Origin of the sequence: Staphylococcus pseudoxylosus (genome assembly GCF_044794325.1) — a bacterium.
Classification (GTDB): domain Bacteria; phylum Bacillota; class Bacilli; order Staphylococcales; family Staphylococcaceae; genus Staphylococcus; species Staphylococcus pseudoxylosus.
The window spans coordinates 1,321,854-1,339,134 of the sequence record NZ_CP085024.1; the positions used below are offsets into that span (position 1 = coordinate 1,321,854).

16 protein-coding genes, 1 riboswitch and 1 other annotated feature are annotated in these 17,281 nt (G+C 33.3%); all 16 genes read left to right on the forward strand.

The features are described from left to right. Positions 1–141 precede the first annotated feature (141 nt). The 16 genes from thrS (at position 142) to hemL (ending at position 17,266) form a co-directional block, all read left to right on the forward strand. Positions 142–2,079 carry a threonine--tRNA ligase gene (thrS, locus tag LG295_RS06325; RefSeq protein ID WP_039069384.1) on the forward strand — a complete coding sequence of 646 codons (1,938 nt, stop codon included), beginning with the start codon at positions 142–144 and terminating at the stop codon, positions 2,077–2,079. Positions 2,080–2,138: 59 nt separating this feature from the next. Further along, positions 2,139–2,313: riboswitch (Lysine riboswitch) on the forward strand. Between the two features lie 214 nt (positions 2,314–2,527). After that, a complete protein-coding gene (locus tag LG295_RS06330) occupies positions 2,528–4,018 on the forward strand; it encodes an amino acid permease (RefSeq protein WP_107531420.1) in 1,491 nt (496 codons plus the stop codon). A 60-nt stretch (positions 4,019–4,078) separates the two neighbouring features. Further along, positions 4,079–4,207: a sequence feature (ribosomal protein L20 leader region), on the forward strand. Positions 4,208–4,230: 23 nt separating this feature from the next. Then, on the forward strand, positions 4,231–4,758 hold the full coding sequence (gene infC, locus LG295_RS06335) for a translation initiation factor IF-3 (protein WP_039069398.1): 528 nt from the start codon (positions 4,231–4,233) through the stop codon (positions 4,756–4,758). A gap of 29 nt (positions 4,759–4,787) precedes the next feature. Continuing rightward, positions 4,788–4,988: a 50S ribosomal protein L35 gene (gene rpmI, locus LG295_RS06340; protein WP_002507378.1), complete on the forward strand. Its 201-nt coding sequence runs from the start codon at positions 4,788–4,790 to the stop codon at positions 4,986–4,988. 62 nt (positions 4,989–5,050) lie between these two features. Beyond that, on the forward strand, positions 5,051–5,407 hold the full coding sequence (gene rplT, locus LG295_RS06345) for a 50S ribosomal protein L20 (protein ID WP_017724704.1): 357 nt from the start codon (positions 5,051–5,053) through the stop codon (positions 5,405–5,407). Between the two features lie 212 nt (positions 5,408–5,619). Continuing rightward, positions 5,620–6,231, forward strand: a complete 612-nt coding sequence (locus LG295_RS06350) for an NUDIX domain-containing protein (protein WP_107557916.1) — start codon at positions 5,620–5,622, stop codon at positions 6,229–6,231. Between the two features lie 12 nt (positions 6,232–6,243). After that, complete coding sequence (locus tag LG295_RS06355; RefSeq protein WP_107531422.1) at positions 6,244–7,167, forward strand: hypothetical protein; 924 nt, start codon at positions 6,244–6,246, stop codon at positions 7,165–7,167. A 167-nt stretch (positions 7,168–7,334) separates the two neighbouring features. Further along, positions 7,335–8,645: a trigger factor gene (gene tig / locus LG295_RS06360; RefSeq protein WP_107555185.1), complete on the forward strand. Its 1,311-nt coding sequence runs from the start codon at positions 7,335–7,337 to the stop codon at positions 8,643–8,645. Positions 8,646–8,830: 185 nt separating this feature from the next. Then, positions 8,831–10,093: an ATP-dependent Clp protease ATP-binding subunit ClpX gene (clpX, locus tag LG295_RS06365; RefSeq protein WP_039069378.1), complete on the forward strand. Its 1,263-nt coding sequence runs from the start codon at positions 8,831–8,833 to the stop codon at positions 10,091–10,093. Positions 10,094–10,365: 272 nt separating this feature from the next. Next, positions 10,366–10,953 carry a ribosome biogenesis GTP-binding protein YihA/YsxC gene (yihA, locus tag LG295_RS06370; protein ID WP_318832804.1) on the forward strand — a complete coding sequence of 196 codons (588 nt, stop codon included), beginning with the start codon at positions 10,366–10,368 and terminating at the stop codon, positions 10,951–10,953. Positions 10,954–11,125: 172 nt separating this feature from the next. Further along, positions 11,126–12,460 carry a glutamyl-tRNA reductase gene (gene hemA, locus LG295_RS06375; protein ID WP_107530529.1) on the forward strand — a complete coding sequence of 445 codons (1,335 nt, stop codon included), beginning with the start codon at positions 11,126–11,128 and terminating at the stop codon, positions 12,458–12,460. A gap of 21 nt (positions 12,461–12,481) precedes the next feature. Then, positions 12,482–13,318, forward strand: coding sequence for an inner membrane protein YpjD (locus LG295_RS06380; RefSeq protein ID WP_107530528.1), 837 nt, complete (start codon positions 12,482–12,484; stop codon positions 13,316–13,318). Positions 13,319–13,367: 49 nt separating this feature from the next. Continuing rightward, complete coding sequence (gene hemC, locus LG295_RS06385) at positions 13,368–14,294, forward strand: hydroxymethylbilane synthase (protein WP_107557920.1); 927 nt, start codon at positions 13,368–13,370, stop codon at positions 14,292–14,294. 18 nt (positions 14,295–14,312) lie between these two features. Further along, on the forward strand, positions 14,313–14,999 hold the full coding sequence (locus tag LG295_RS06390; RefSeq protein WP_107530527.1) for a uroporphyrinogen-III synthase: 687 nt from the start codon (positions 14,313–14,315) through the stop codon (positions 14,997–14,999). Further along, positions 14,989–15,969 (forward strand): porphobilinogen synthase, encoded by a 981-nt coding sequence (hemB, locus tag LG295_RS06395; protein WP_107530526.1) that lies wholly within the window; start codon positions 14,989–14,991, stop codon positions 15,967–15,969. Before LG295_RS06390 ends, hemB begins: the two co-directional genes overlap by 11 nt. A gap of 13 nt (positions 15,970–15,982) precedes the next feature. After that, positions 15,983–17,266: a glutamate-1-semialdehyde 2,1-aminomutase gene (gene hemL / locus LG295_RS06400; protein ID WP_107530525.1), complete on the forward strand. Its 1,284-nt coding sequence runs from the start codon at positions 15,983–15,985 to the stop codon at positions 17,264–17,266. Positions 17,267–17,281 lie beyond the last annotated feature (15 nt).

Consider the following 17,281-nt stretch of genomic DNA (forward strand, 5'->3'; position numbering starts at 1 on the left):
TGCAGAAAAGTTTTAATTTAGGGTGGTACCACGAAGACCTCGTCCCTTTATAGGGATGGGGTCTTTTTATTTTCTCTGCGATTATTGATAAATTGTATTTCGCTTTGATTTAAGTGCTTGAATAAATAGGAGGAATGTTAAATGGACCAAATTAATATAAAATTTCCAGATGGTAATGCGAAAGTGTTTGATAAAGGCACAACAACAGAAGATATAGCACAATCAATAAGTCCAGGATTAAGAAAAAAAGCCGTAGCTGGAAAGTTGAATGGTCAACTAATTGATTTAACTAGACCAATTGAAGAAGATGGCGATATTGAAATCGTTACACCTGGTACAGATGAAGCTTTGGAAGTGTTACGACATTCAACAGCCCATCTTATGGCACAAGCATTAAAACGTTTATATGGAAATGTAAACTTTGGTGTTGGTCCCGTAATTGAAGGTGGTTTTTATTATGACTTTGATATGGAAGAGAGTCTTTCTTCGGATGATTTTGAGAAAATTGAAAAGACAATGAAACAGATTGTTAATGAGAATTACCCAATAGAGCGTAAGGTTGTTTCTCGTAATGAAGCTAAAGCATTTTTCTCAGAAGACCCTTATAAATTAGAACTTATAAATGCAATTCCTGAAGATGAAAATGTCACATTATACACTCAAGGTGAATTTACAGATTTATGTCGTGGTGTACATGTACCTTCAACTTCAAAAATTAAAGAATTTAAACTATTATCGACAGCTGGAGCTTATTGGCGTGGTGATAGTAACAACAAAATGCTACAACGTATTTATGGTACAGCATTTTTCGATAAAAAGGATTTGAAAGCACACTTACAAATGCTTGAAGAAAGAAAAGAACGTGATCATCGTAAAATTGGTAAGGAACTAGAGCTATTCTCAAACAATCCATTGGTAGGCGCTGGTTTACCACTTTGGTTACCAAACGGTGCAACAATCCGTCGAGAAATTGAACGTTACATCGTAGACAAAGAAGTGAGCATGGGCTATGACCATGTTTACACACCGGTTATGGCTAATGTTGATTTATATAAAACATCTGGTCACTGGGATCATTATCAAGAGGATATGTTCCCAACAATGAAACTTGATGAGCATGAAGAAATGGTGCTTAGACCAATGAATTGTCCACATCATATGATGATTTATGCTAATAAACCACATTCATATCGTGAATTGCCAATAAGAATTGCTGAATTAGGCACAATGCACCGTTATGAAGCAAGTGGAGCTGTGTCAGGTTTACAACGTGTACGTGGTATGACTCTAAATGATGCGCATATCTTTGTTCGTCCGGATCAAATTAAAGAAGAATTTAAACGTGTTGTTAATCTAATTATTGATGTATATAAAGACTTTAACTTTGAAAACTATAGCTTCAGACTAAGTTATAGAGATCCAGAGGACAAAGAGAAATACTTCGATGACGATGAAATGTGGAATAGAGCAGAGAGCATGTTGAAGGAAGCTGTTGATGAGTTAGGCTTAGATTATGAAGAAGCCATTGGTGAAGCGGCATTCTATGGTCCGAAACTAGATGTACAAGTACAAACTGCAATGGGTAAAGAAGAAACATTATCTACAGCACAACTTGATTTCTTATTACCACAAAAATTTGATTTAACTTATATTGGTAATGATGGAGAACAACATAGACCAGTTGTTATACATCGTGGTGTTGTTTCAACTATGGAACGTTTTGTTGCGTTTTTAACTGAAGAAACAAAAGGAGCTTTCCCAACTTGGTTAGCACCTAAACAAGTAGAAATCATCCCTGTAAATGTTGATTTACATTATGATTATGCGAGACTTATTCAAGATGAGCTTAAGTCACAAGGTGTTCGAGTTGAAATTGATGACAGAAATGAAAAAATGGGTTATAAAATTAGAGAAGCACAAATGCAAAAAATTCCATATCAACTTGTCGTAGGCGATAAAGAGGTAGAAAATAGTGAAGTGAATGTGAGGAAATATGGCTCGCAAGATCAAGAAACTATAGAGAAAGACGAGTTTATTTGGAACTTGGTCGATGAGATTAGATTGAAAAAACAAAGATAGTCTTGAAAGTAATGTAGAAATCATGTATATTACAGGTTAGTGAGTTAAAATAAAATTAAATTTGAGTTAGAGGTTGCATTTTTAAAGAGTAAGTATTCAGAAGCCGTATGGGACGTATGTTGAATTCATGAAAGGTAAAAATGCCGAAACTGGTATTGACCATTGACACAATATCAGTTGGGACAGTTATCGAAAGAAACTGGACTGTCACATATGTGATGTGCTACCTATATAAATGCTATTATTAAAATGGTTGCATATCTAATAGGTATGCAACCATTTTGTTTTGGTTGAATGATTAAAATTAATACTTTTACGGGATTGAGTGAAAATTATTGTGAATGCGGTTTTGCAAATATTTGCGCTGCGTTTAGATTTTTCATAGTAAAAATTGAATGCTTTAATCATATAGTAAGTTAACCTCTAAGTTTAAAGAAAGGACACTTCTATGGCAAAACAAGAAAATCAAAGCAATGGAGTTCAAAGAGGACTAAAAGATCGTCATATTTCCATGATTGCGATTGGTGGATGTATTGGAACAGGGCTATTTATGACTTCAGGTGGAGCGATTCACGATGCCGGAGCCTTAGGTGCATTACTAGCCTATGCAATTATTGGGGCAATGGTCTTCTTCCTTATGACGTCATTAGGAGAAATGGCGACATATTTACCAGTGTCGGGATCATTTAGTACTTACGCAACACGTTTTGTTGATCCTTCACTAGGATTTGCATTAGGTTGGAATTATTGGTTCAACTGGGTTATCACGGTTGCGGCAGATGTTACAATTGCAGCGCAAGTTATACAATATTGGACACCTTTAACCGGGATGCCAGCTTGGGCTTGGAGTTGTCTATTTTTATTAATTATTTTTGGGCTTAATGCATTATCTGTTCGCGTATATGGTGAAAGTGAATACTGGTTTGCATTAATTAAAGTAGTTACCGTTATCATATTCATAGGAATTGGTTTACTAACCATCTTAGGTATTATGGGTGGAGAATTTGTTGGTTTTGATACCTTTACTAAAGGTGGCGGACCAATACTAGGTGATGGACTAGGAGGTAGCCTATTAACTATCTTAGGTGTATTCTTAGTTGCTGGATTCTCCTTCCAAGGAACTGAATTGATTGGTATAACTGCAGGTGAATCAGAAAATCCAGAACGCGCTGTACCAAAAGCAATTAAACAAGTGTTTTGGAGAATATTGATTTTCTATATTATGGCAATTTTTGTTATTGGTATGTTAATTCCTTATGACAGTGCAGCATTAATGGGTGGAGGCGACGATATTTCAACATCTCCATTTACGCTTGTATTCCAAAATGCAGGATTAGCATTTGCGGCATCATTTATGAATGCTGTAATATTGACTTCAGTTCTATCTGCGGGTAACTCAGGTATGTACGCATCAACGCGTATGTTGTATTCAATGAGTAAAGATAAATTAGCATATCCTGTATTTGGTAAAACAAACAAATATGGTGTGCCTTATGTATCATTATTAGTCACAGCGCTTATCGTAATAGGTATATTTGTATTACAACATTTAAGTGGTGACGCTTATGAATATATTGTTGCTGCTAGTGGTATGACAGGATTTATCGCATGGGTTGGTATTGCAGTCAGCCATTATAGATTTAGAAAAGCATTTGATAAACAAAATTATGATAAATCAAAATTAAAATACAAAGCTAAGTTATTCCCGTTCGGTCCAATATTTGCAGGTGTACTCTGTGTACTTGTTATAATAGGGCAAGACGTAGACTTTATAAAAACGGGTGATTTCAATTTAAATAGATTCGTTATAACTTATATGGGTATACCTGTATTTTTAGCATTTTTCATTTATCATAAATTGAGATACAGAACGAAAATCATTCCGTTAGAACAAGTAGATTTACGTCAAGATGTTGATATGGATGAAATTAATAAATAGTAAAAAAACAGTTGACTAATGTCATTATTGTTGTTATGCTAGGTAACGTTGAATACGAAACGAACCAAGTAGAAGCTCCCGCTTCTCACCTGTTGCGACGCAAAAGCTGTTGGCAGGTCTTATATATGCATGATGTAGTCATGCGTAGAGGAGAGCGGGTATATTATATACTCGCTCTTTTTGCTTGGGATAATTTCGTAAAAATCTTGGAGGTGTCAACCATAGCAAAAGATCAGACTCAAGTTAACGAAAAGATTCGTGCAAAAGAATTACGCTTAATCGGTCAAGACGGAGAACAAATTGGTGTAAAAACTAAGACAGAAGCTCTAGAAATGGCAGATAGAGTAGGTTTAGACGTAGTCATCATGGCTCCGAATGCTAAACCACCTGTTGCTAGAATTATGGATTATGGTAAATATAAATTTGAACAACAGAAAAAAGAAAAAGAAATGAAGAAAAAACAAAAAACAATTAACCTTAAAGAAATACGTTTAAGCCCAACTATTGAGGAACATGACTTCCAAACTAAGTTGAAGAATGGACGTAAATTCTTAGAAAAAGGCGACAAATGTAAAGTTTCAATTCGTTTCAGAGGTCGTGCGATTACGCATAAAGAAATTGGTCAACGTGTTTTAGAGAAATTTGCAGATGAATGTAAAGATATCGCTACAGTTGAACAAAGACCAAAAATGGATGGACGTCAAATGTTTATTACATTAAGTCCAATCAATGAAAAATAATAAGAAGATATTACAGGAGGAAATGAATCATGCCTAAAATGAAAACACACCGTGGAGCAGCTAAACGTGTTAAAAGAACTGGTTCAGGTAAATTAAAACGTTCTAGAGCTTTCACATCTCATATGTTTGCAAACAAAACAACTAAACAAAAACGTAAATTACGTAAAGCTTCATTAGTATCTAAATCAGATATGAAACGCGTAAAACAATTATTAGCATACAAAAAATAATGATTAAAATGTCATAACGTATCAATTTGAAAGATTGAACATATTTAGAGGAGGAATTTATTATGCCACGAGTTAAAGGTGGAACAGTAACAAGAGCGCGTCGTAAAAAGACGATTAAATTAGCTAAAGGTTACTTCGGTTCAAAACGTACATTATATAAAGTTGCAAAACAACAAGTTATGAAATCAGGTCAATATGCATTCCGTGACCGTCGTCAAAGAAAGCGTGATTTCCGTAAATTATGGATTACACGTATCAACGCAGCAGCTCGTCAACATGACATGAGTTATTCAAGACTTATGAACGGTTTGAAAAAAGCTGAAATCGACATTAACCGTAAAATGCTTTCAGAAATTGCTATTTCAGACGAAAAAGCTTTCGCTGAGTTAGTAACTAAAGCTAAAGATGCTTTAAAATAGTATCTAATTATAGAGGGAGTGCGACAGAAATACTATTATAAAAAATAGATTTCTGTCGCACTCCTTATTTTTTTATTACGCAGTTTTAAATATATATGTGACATAAGCGCCGATGAATTGATTTGATTGTATTTTAAGATACGAATTATCATTTTGATAAATAACCATCATTTGATAAAATAGCTTAGAAGTCATAAATGGAGGAGAAACTAATGTCTAAATTCGATGAAATGATTACAGTAGTTCCGAGAAAAATTTTATTTAATGATGAAAAGAATAAATTCAATGGTTTCTTAGATAAAAATACTGTTAAAGGGCAAGAAATTTTTGACACACTTTCTAAATTTGAAGTTAAACGTCGTGGAGATATGGAAGAAGACCCAGCATATAAGCAGTTAATTTCTTATTGTATATTGGAAAATGAAAACGATGAGTTATTAGTATACGAACGATTATCTGGTGGAGGAGAATCCCGTTTGCACGGCCAATCATCTATTGGTGTAGGTGGCCATATGAATGATGTTAAAGGTGCTGAGTCAATTAATGAAATATTAAGAGTTAATGCGCAAAGAGAACTAGAAGAAGAAGTAGGCTTATCAGAAAGTAAGTCTCAGAATTTAGCTTACATAGGTTTTATCAATGATGATACGAATGAAGTCGGTGAGGTTCATATGGGCGTTGTGTTCAAAATTCATGTAAACAGTAATGACGTAGAAGCTATGGAAACTGACACACTTCGTATAAAGTGGGTAGACCAAAGTAAAATTGAAGATTATGATGAGTTTGAAACATGGAGCGCTTTAATATTACAAGCTATAAAATAGGGGTGTCTGAAGATGTCTGATATCATTCCTTTTCCACGTTCAAAAGATAAATTAGTGAGAGAAATTAAGCAATCATTTAATGATAACGATTTTGAGCATACTTATAACTTATTTGAAGACTTTGAAGAACAATTTGAATTAGATGAACAAATGTCTTTGCTAAAATGTTCAATGTTATATAAAATGGGACATTTTCTCGAACTACGTGAAGAAGCTATTATTTTATTAAAACAAGGCACGACTAAGTATGATGATTTGATGATGTATTATATTAAAAGTTTGAATGGTCTAGGACAGTATTTTGAAGTAGTGGAAGTTATTAATCAAATTATTGATGAAGTTCATGATCATAGAACACGTATGGAATTGTTTCCAATTAAAGAATATGCATTAAGCCAAATCGACAAACATAACGAACATGCTACACATATGTTGCAAAATTTCGACGCGATCTCTCTTAGAGAACAAATCAATACTATATTAACGTTAATTGATCATAGCCAATTTAGATATCAGGAAACGATGGTCAACATTATCAATGAAATGAGCTTGCCACCCAATGTGGTAAGTATAATGCTTGAATATTTACGTTTTGGTGGTTACAATCAGATCATTCAAATTCAAAAATTTGGATTTAATATAGAAGTTGTTCCAGCCAAATTATCTGGACTAGAACATACAGTGTTTAAAACAAATTTAATACCAAAAGTAATTGATCAAATAGAAGATAGTGCGCCACAAATGATGGAAGAGGCGCTTCGCTTAATGAATAATCATGCGATTTTATTTTATCCATTAGAATTAGAACGCATAGCATTAGAATCAGTATGGATTGAAGCATACGTAAATTATTTTAAATCTATGCTAGGCTTAGAAAGTTTAGATATGTCAAATGAAGTAGTGAAATTCATAACTAACATTGATAGTGTAGAATAATTAATCATTTGATTTTCGGGTAATGGAAGAAAGTAGCTATAATGAAAATTTTCAAGTTTACATTTTAAATCACGTGTTATAAACAGAGTGTTTGTGTAGAGCATAGACGTGTGCTATAATAGTGAAGTTGAAAAAATAAAATAGGATAATCATGGAGGTTTTTATACATGACAGCAACTTGGGAAAAAAAGGAAGGTAACGAAGGTGTTTTAACCGTTACAGTTCCAGCAGAAAAAGTAGACAAAGCAATTGATCAAGCTTTCAAAAAAGTGGTTAAACAAATAAACGTACCGGGCTTCCGTAAAGGGAAAGTACCTCGTCCAATCTTTGAACAACGCTTTGGTGTAGAAGCATTATATCAAGATGCAGTTGATATCTTATTACCAGAAGCTTATGGTGAAGCTATAGATGAAACTGGCATAAAACCAGTTGATCAACCAGAAATTAATGTAACATCTATTGAAAAAGGTAGCGAAATGACATTTGAAGCAAATGTTGTTGTAGAACCAGAAGTACAATTAGGTGATTACAAAGGTTTAGAAATTGAAAAACAAAACGTTGAACTAACTGATGAAGAATTACAAGAATCAATCGATCATCAATTAGGACATTTAGCTGAAATGGTAGTTAAAGAAGACGGCGCTATTGAAAACGGCGACACTGTTAATATCGATTTCGACGGCTATGTTGATGGCGAACAATTTGAAGGTGGACAAGCTGAAGGCTATGATCTTGAAATTGGATCAGGTTCATTTATCCCAGGATTTGAAGAACAATTAGTAGGCGTTAAAACTGGTGAAGAGAAAGACGTTAACGTTACTTTCCCAGAAGAGTATCACGCTGAAGAATTAGCTGGCAAAGAAGCTACTTTCAAAACTAAAGTAAATGAAATTAAATTCAAAGATGTTCCAGAATTAACAGACGAAATTGCTAACGAATTAGACGCAGAAGCGAACACTGTTGACGAATTTAAAGAAAACTTACGCAAACGTCTAACTGAACAAAAAGAAACTGACGCTGAAAACAATCAAAAAGAAGAAGCAATTAACAAAGCAGCAAACAATGCTACAATTGATGTTCCAGAAGCAATGATTAACACTGAGTTAGACCGTATGGTTCAAGAATTTGGTCAACGTATGCAACAACAAGGTCTTAATTTAGAAACTTATTTCCAAATTTCTGGCCAAGATGAGTCACAATTAAGAGAGCAAATGAAAGATGATGCAGAAGAACGTGTTAAAACAAACTTAACATTGACTGCTATCGCAGATGCTGAAGAAGTTGAAGTATCTGATGATGACATCGACAAAGAATTAGAAAAAATGAGTGGACAATTTAATATCTCTGTTGAAGATATTAAACAAACACTTGGTAATACTGACATTGTTAAAAACGATGTACGTATCCAAAAAGTGATTGACTTATTAGTTGATGAAGCTAAATTAGTAGAACCATCTAAAGATGACTCAGAAGCGTAACTAAATATAGAGTGAGCAAATTATTTTGTGAATTATATGTTAGTTGTTTAATATAGTAAACTAGTAGCAGATGCATTCAAAGATGTATCTGCTACACTATTTTGTGCAAATAACTTGTGAAAGGTGCAAGTTGCATATTAAAATACTATCTAGTATAGTCTTTAGGGAATAGGGGTGTAAATAGAATGTTCAAATTCAATGAAGATGAAGAAAATTTAAAATGCTCTTTCTGTGGCAAAGATCAAGACCAAGTAAAAAAATTAGTTGCAGGAAGTGGCGTGTATATTTGTAATGAATGTATTGAGCTATGTTCAGAAATTGTTGAAGAAGAATTAGCTCAAGCAGAACCTGAAGGTTTAACTGAATTACCAACACCTAAAGAAATTATGGACAAATTAAATGATTATGTAATTGGACAAGAGAAAGCTAAGAAATCATTAGCTGTTGCAGTTTATAATCATTATAAGCGTGTTCAACAGTTAGGTCCAAATGAGGATGAAGTTGAACTACAAAAAAGTAACGTAGCTTTAATTGGTCCAACTGGTAGTGGTAAAACACTTTTAGCACAAACATTAGCTAAAACATTAAATGTTCCATTTGCGATTGCAGATGCTACTAGTTTAACTGAAGCTGGTTACGTTGGTGATGATGTTGAAAACATTTTACTCCGTTTAATACAAGCAGCAGATTTTGATGTAGACAAAGCTGAAAAAGGTATTATTTACGTCGATGAAATTGATAAAATTGCAAGAAAATCAGAAAACACATCAATTACCCGTGATGTTTCTGGTGAAGGTGTACAACAAGCCTTACTTAAAATTTTAGAAGGTACAACTGCAAGCGTTCCGCCACAAGGTGGACGTAAACATCCAAACCAAGAGTTAATACAAATCGATACAACAAATATCTTGTTTGTACTTGGTGGTGCGTTTGACGGAATAGACGAAGTTATCAAGCGTAGATTAGGTGAAAAAGTTATTGGTTTCTCAAGTAGTGAAGCTTCTAAATACGATGAAGATGCTATTCTTGAACAAATTAGACCAGAAGATTTACAATCATATGGTTTAATTCCTGAATTTATTGGTCGTGTGCCAATCGTAGCTAATCTTGAAACGTTAGACGTTGATGCATTGAAAAACATCTTAACGCAGCCTAAAAATGCGTTGGTAAAACAATATACTAAAATGCTTGAATTAGATGATGTTGAGTTAGTGTTTACAGACGAAGCGTTATCTGCAATTAGTAACAAAGCAATAGAACGTAAAACAGGTGCACGTGGATTACGTTCTATTATTGAAGAAGCTTTAATTGACATTATGTATGATGTACCATCCACAGATGGTGTTGTAAAAGTTGTCATTACTGATCAAACAATAACTGAAGAAAAAGATCCTGAACTATACGATAAAGAGGGGAACCTTGTAAACAAGGAACAAACTTCTGCATAATTCATCTATAAATAAGAAAACATTTATAGTGAATACTTTTAAAAGTATTCATTTTTATAATGCAAACTTGGCATAAGAGACAAACTTTGATTTGAGTTTAAATACCATTTCAAATGCGTTTATTATTGTCAATATCATATTTGAGGCCGACACGTTTATGATGTCCGGCCTCATTTTTTATGAAAATAATACGATATTTAAAAAATACATATTCATATTAGACTTTGTGTAATATAATTAACAAGTGAATTTAGAAGAAAAGAGGGTCGATAATGAAAATTAATCCTAATGAAATAGAATTATTGATTAGTGCTGTGAAGCCAGAACAATACCCAGAAACTGGCTTAAGTGAAGTTGGCTTAAGTGGTAGATCTAATGTGGGGAAATCAACATTTATCAACAGTATGATTGGCAGAAAAAATATGGCGCGTACATCGCAACAACCAGGTAAAACCCAAACACTGAATTTTTATAATATAGACAATCAACTTGTATTTGTAGACGTGCCTGGTTATGGGTATGCAAAAGTAAGTAAAAAGCAACGTGAAGCTTTTGGAATAATGATAGAAAAATATATCTCACAAAGAGAAGAATTAAAACTAGTTATACAACTTGTAGATTTAAGACATAATCCGACTGAAGACGATATTTTAATGTATAACTATTTAAAATATTATGAAATTCCAACCTTTGTAGTAGCTACAAAAGAAGATAAGATTGCTAAAGGTAAAGTACAAAAACATTTAGCTAACATACAGCAAAAATTAGAAATGGAACCTGAAGATGAAATTATAAGCTATTCTTCAATCAAAAATAATAATCAACAACAGATTTGGAATATTATCGCTAAATATCTTTAGTAACTATTAAAAAGTTATTAAAACTATTAAGGATGCGTTGTATTTGAATTTAATTATGACAACAATATGAATGTAAATTATAATTCTTCTAATTTACTGGTGCAAGTTACTTAACTCAAGCTATAATTGTGTTATAATTTACTTATTGTAATATGTATGGAGGGCGTTATAAATGCATTTAATTGCGGTTAGCATAAATCATCGCACAGCAGATGTAGCACTTAGAGAAAAAGTTGCTTTTAAGGATGATGCCATACGTTCAGCCAATGTTGGTTTATATGAAACGAAATCTATATTAGAAAACGTCATATTATCAACTTGTAATCGTACAGAAGTATATGCTGTAACAGATCAAATTCATACGGGTCGCTATTATATTCAAAGATTTTTAGCGAGATCATTTGGTTTTGAGGTTGAAGAAATTAAACAAATGACTGAAGTAAAAGTGGGGGACGATGCAGTAAAACATTTACTGCAAGTTACTTCAGGATTAGATTCTGTAGTTCTTGGAGAAACACAAATTCTTGGACAAATAAGAAATGCATTTTTTATTGCTCAAGAAGAAGATACAACAGGTACAATCTTTAATCATTTATTTAAACAAGCAATTACTTTTGCGAAAAAAGCACATAATGAAACAGATATTGCTGATAATGCAGTAAGTGTTTCATATGCTGCAGTTGAACTAAGTAAAAAAGTATTTGGCAAAATTAATAACAAGCAAGCTTTAATCATTGGTGCAGGGGATATGAGTGAACTATCACTTCTTAATTTAATCGGTTCAGGTGTAACAGATATCACGATTGTAAATAGAACATTGAGCAAAGCTCAAAATCTTGCAATGAAACATAACGTGAAATTTGAAGCAATGACATCTTTACCACAACTTTTAGCAAACGTGGACATAGTAATCAGTTCAACAAGTTCTGATGAATATATTGTAACGAATAAAATGTTGCAATCATGCGCGTCTGAACGTAAAAATGATTCTTTAGTATTAATTGATATTGCGGTTCCTAGAGATATTGAACCTACAATCGATGCAATAGAAGATGTGTTTAATTATGACGTTGATGACTTAAAAGGGTTGGTAGATGCCAATTTGAGAGAACGTCAAAATGCAGCTAATCAAATTATGCAAAGTATTCCAAATGAAATTGCAGCGCATAATGAGTGGGTGAATATGCTAGGTGTTGTACCAGTTATTCGCGCATTAAGAGAAAAAGCAATGAACATTCAAGAAGATACTATGGATAGTTTAGATCGTAAATTACCTGGATTATCAGAAAGAGAACGAAAAATAATCTCAAAACACACGAAAAGTATTATCAATCAAATGTTGAAAGATCCTATAAAACAAGCTAAGGAATTAAGTAGTGATAAGAAAAGTACCGAAAAATTAGAGCTATTTCAAAACATTTTTGACATTGAGGCTGAAAATGCATATGAACCTAAAAAGGAAACTACTAATAAGGTGGTAAACAGCCAAATATTGAGTTTTGAATAAGCATATTCAAATGGTGATGATATGCAAGAAATTATGTTCATAAGGTTAAATGAACTTATATTATTATTTTATTTTTTTTGTATCGCTTGTTACTTTTTTGATTTTATCAAAAAGTTTTATAAAGTAAGAAGAATTGGATTTGTTACATTAGGGATTGTTTGGGTGTTACAAACAATCTCTTTATCATTTTATATTAATGCTACGAAACAAGTACCCTTAGGTAATATTTTTGATGTGTTTTTCGCATTAGCATGGTTAATTATTTCTATTTCTATTGTGATTAGTGTCATTAAGCAAATAGATTTTTCGATTTTTTTATTCAACTTAATAGGTTTTGTCTTTATTGCGATGAGTACCTTTCAACCAATGCATTACCATGGTACAGGTGAAAAATTAAATCTGATCAACGAATTGCTTATTGTACATGTCACATTTGCTATTATTAGTTACGCACTATTTGCTTTTGCCTTTGTAAATAGCATTTTATACTTAATTCAGTATAAAAATTTAAAACAAAAGCGGTTTGATCAAAAATATTTTAGAATAGCAAGCGTTGCCACGCTTGAGCAAATTGTATTCTATAGTAGTTTAATTGGTTTTTTATTTATCATTTTAAGTATTATCTTAGGTGCTCAGTGGGGATTCAATGCTTTAGGATTGAATATTTTGATTGATCCTAAAGTAGTTATGTCGATAATTATCACTTTGCTATATGGCATTTATATCATTTTTAGAGTGAAACATACGTTGACTAAACATAAATTAATTTATTTTAATATCATCTTATTTTGTCTGAGCATGATAAATTTATTTTTTGCTTCACATGTTTCTGATTTTCATCAATGGACAGGGATATAATTATAAAATTTAAATGATAAATCGTTTTATTTTTAGGAGGTTGCGCATGATGCGTAAGTTAATCGTTGGTTCAAGAAGAAGTAAATTAGCTTTGACACAAAGCCAACAGTTTATAGATAAATTAAAAGCAATAGAGCCTGATTTAGATATTGAGATTAAAGAAATAGTAACAAAAGGTGATCGAATAATAGATAAACAGCTATCAAAAGTTGGTGGCAAAGGATTATTCGTTAAAGAAATACAAAACGAATTATTCGACCATTCAATAGATATGGCGATTCATTCTTTAAAAGATGTACCAAGTGTTATACCTGAAGGTTTAACATTAGGTTGTATACCAGATCGTGAAAATCCATATGACGCCTATATAGCCAAAAATCACATTCAATTGGATGAACTTCCAGCCAATAGTATTGTTGGTACTAGTTCATTACGCCGTGGCGCACAAATTCTGGCAAAATACCCGAATCTACAAATTAAATGGATTCGAGGTAACATTGATACGCGATTAAGTAAATTGGAAACTGAAGATTATGATGCTATTATTCTTGCTGCTGCTGGTCTTAAACGTATGGGATGGTCTGATGATATCGTTACGACTTACTTAGATAAAGAAACATTAATCCCTGCAATCGGACAAGGTGCGTTAGGTATTGAGTGTCGTTCAGATGACAAAGAGTTGCTAGATTTGTTAAGCAAAGTACACAACAATGATGTTGCTTCATGTGTGACTGCTGAAAGAACATTTTTAACGCGTATGAACGGTAGTTGCCAAGTGCCTATCGGTGGCTATGCAACTAAAGAAAGTGATGGTACAATTGAGTTCACCGGATTAATTATGTCACCTGATGGCAAAGAACGTTATGAACACACAGAGCGTGGTACAAACCCAGTTGAACTCGGTGAAAAAGTTACTGAAGTATTAAATGCGCAAGGCGCTTACGAAATAATTAAAGCACTAAACGAAGAACAATAATCCTTCGAGGTGAAAATAATGAGACCAGTTATAGTTATGACACAAACCAGTGAATTTAAAAGAAATGATGCATGTATCTTACACAGACCATTTATCCGTGTAGAGCCATTATCTTTCGATTTAAATTTATTGAATGTGAACTATGACTGGCTTATTTTTTCGTCCAAAAATGCGGTGAAGTTTTTTCAACCATATCTAAAACATGTTAATGTAGATAAAATAGCAGTTATTGGTGAGAAAACTGCAAACTACTGTAAATCATTGGGATTAAAGGTGTCTTTTTGCCCAAAAGACTATTCTCAAGAGGGATTTCTTGAATCGTTTTGTGCCGACGAAGGTAGTAAATTATTGTTGCCTTCAAGTGATGCGGCTAGGCCTTTGTTACAAGAGGAATTGTATAATCAAAATTATATAGTTCAGAAAATTGACTTGTATAAACCAGTTCCACATACTGAAAATATCAGTGATGTTAAAATGATGATTAAAAAAGGTGAAATAGATGCTGTAGCTTTTGCAAGCTCATCAGCTGTACGTTACTATTTTAATCATGAAATGACAGTGAACTTTGACCATTATTTTGTAATTGGTCTACAAACATTGGAAACATTACATCAATATCATGCTAAAGGCACGGTATCAGAAATTCAAACGCTAGAATCATTAGTTAGCAAAATAATAGAAAGTTGGGAAACAAATGCAATTTGATAGACATAGAAGATTACGTAGTAGTAAATCAATGAGAAGTATGGTACGTGAAACACATATAAGAAAAGAAGATTTAATTTATCCTATTTTTGTTGTTGAGCGTGATAATGTTAAAGAAGAAATCAAATCAATGCCAGGTATTTATCAAATAAGTTTAAATTTACTTGGTGATGAAATTAAAGAAGCTTATAATTTAGGCATTAGAGGTATTATGTTTTTCGGTGTACCAAATGAAAAAGATGCTGTAGGTACAGGAGCTTATGATCATAACGGTATCATACAAGAAGCCACTAGAAAAGCAAAATCAATGTATAGTGATTTACTAATTGTAGCAGATACATGTCTATGCGAATATACAGACCATGGGCACTGTGGAGTGATTAATGAAGAAACGAAAGATGTCGACAATGATAAATCATTACCATTACTAGTAAAAACTGCAATCTCTCAAGTTGAAGCAGGAGCTGATATCATTGCTCCAAGTAATATGATGGATGGCTTTGTAGCAGAGATTCGTGAAGGCTTAGATCAAGCAGGTTATCATAATATACCTATTATGAGTTATGGGATTAAATATTCATCAAGTTTCTTCGGGCCATTCCGTGATGCTGCTGAATCTGCACCACAATTTGGCGACCGTAAAACATACCAAATGGATCCAGCAAATCGTAGAGAAGCTTTAAGAGAATTAGATAGTGACTTAAATGAAGGTGCAGATATGATGATAGTTAAACCTGCATTAAGCTTTTTAGATATTATTAGAGACGTCAGAAATACAACAAATGTACCTGTCGTTGCATATAATGTAAGTGGCGAATATAGTATGACCAAAGCTGCATCAATTAATGGATGGATAGATGAAAAAGCAGTGGTTATGGAACAAATGATTTCTATGAAACGTGCAGGTGCAGATATGATTATCACTTATTTTTCAAAAGACATTTGTCGATATTTAGATGAAGAACAATAGGAGGATGGATACAATGCGTTACAGTAATTCTGAAAAAGCAATGGAAGCAGCAGAACATTTAATGCCTGGTGGTGTAAATAGTCCAGTTAGAGCATTTAAATCTGTAGATACACCAGCAATTTTTATGGATCATGGTGAAGGTTCAAGGATATATGATATTGACGGCAATGCTTATATTGATTATGTACTAAGTTGGGGACCGTTAATTTTAGGTCATAAAAACAAACAAGTTATTGATAAGATTCATGAGGCGGTAGATAAGGGTACAAGTTTTGGTGCTTCAACAACACAAGAGAATAAATTAGCAGAACTTGTTATAGATCGAGTACCATCTATTGAGAAGGTACGTATGGTATCATCTGGTACAGAAGCGACATTAGATACTTTGCGTTTAGCGCGTGGTTATACTGGAAAAAATAAAATCATTAAATTTATTGGTTGTTATCATGGTCATAGTGACTCTTTACTAATTAAAGCTGGTTCCGGCGTTGCGACTTTAGGTTTACCAGATTCTCCAGGCGTGCCAGAAGGTATCGCTAAGAATACAATCACAGTCCCTTATAATGATTTAGAGGCAATTAAAGTTGCATTTGAAGAATTTGGTGACGACATTGCAGGCGTAATTGTAGAACCGGTTGCAGGTAACATGGGTGTCGTTCCACCGATTGAAGGCTTTTTACAAGGTTTAAGAGATATTACAACTGAATATGGCTCATTATTAATTTTTGATGAAGTTATGACAGGCTTTAGAGTGGGCTATAATTGTGCTCAAGGATACTTTAATGTGACACCAGACTTAACTTGTTTAGGTAAAGTCATTGGGGGAGGTCTACCAGTAGGTGCTTTTGGTGGTAAAAAAGAAATCATGGATCATATTGCCCCAGCTGGTGACATCTATCAAGCTGGTACGTTATCAGGTAATCCATTAGCTATGACTAGTGGTTATGAAACATTAGTGCAACTTAAACCAGAAACATATGATTATTTTAATAAATTAGGTGACCAATTAGAAGCAGGATTAAAAGCAGTGTTTGCAAAACATAATGTGCCAATCACTGTAAATCGAGCAGGTTCTATGATAGGATATTTCTTGAATGAAGGGCCTGTTACAAACTTTGAAGAAGCAAACAATAGTGACTTAGAAATGTTTAGTCAAATGTACAGAGAAATGGCGAATGAGGGCGTATTTTTACCACCATCACAGTTTGAAGGTACATTTCTTTCAACCGCGCACACCGAAGAAGATATTCAACAAACTATAGAAGCGTTCGACACTGCTCTAAGTCGAATTGTATAAAGTTTAAATTATGCC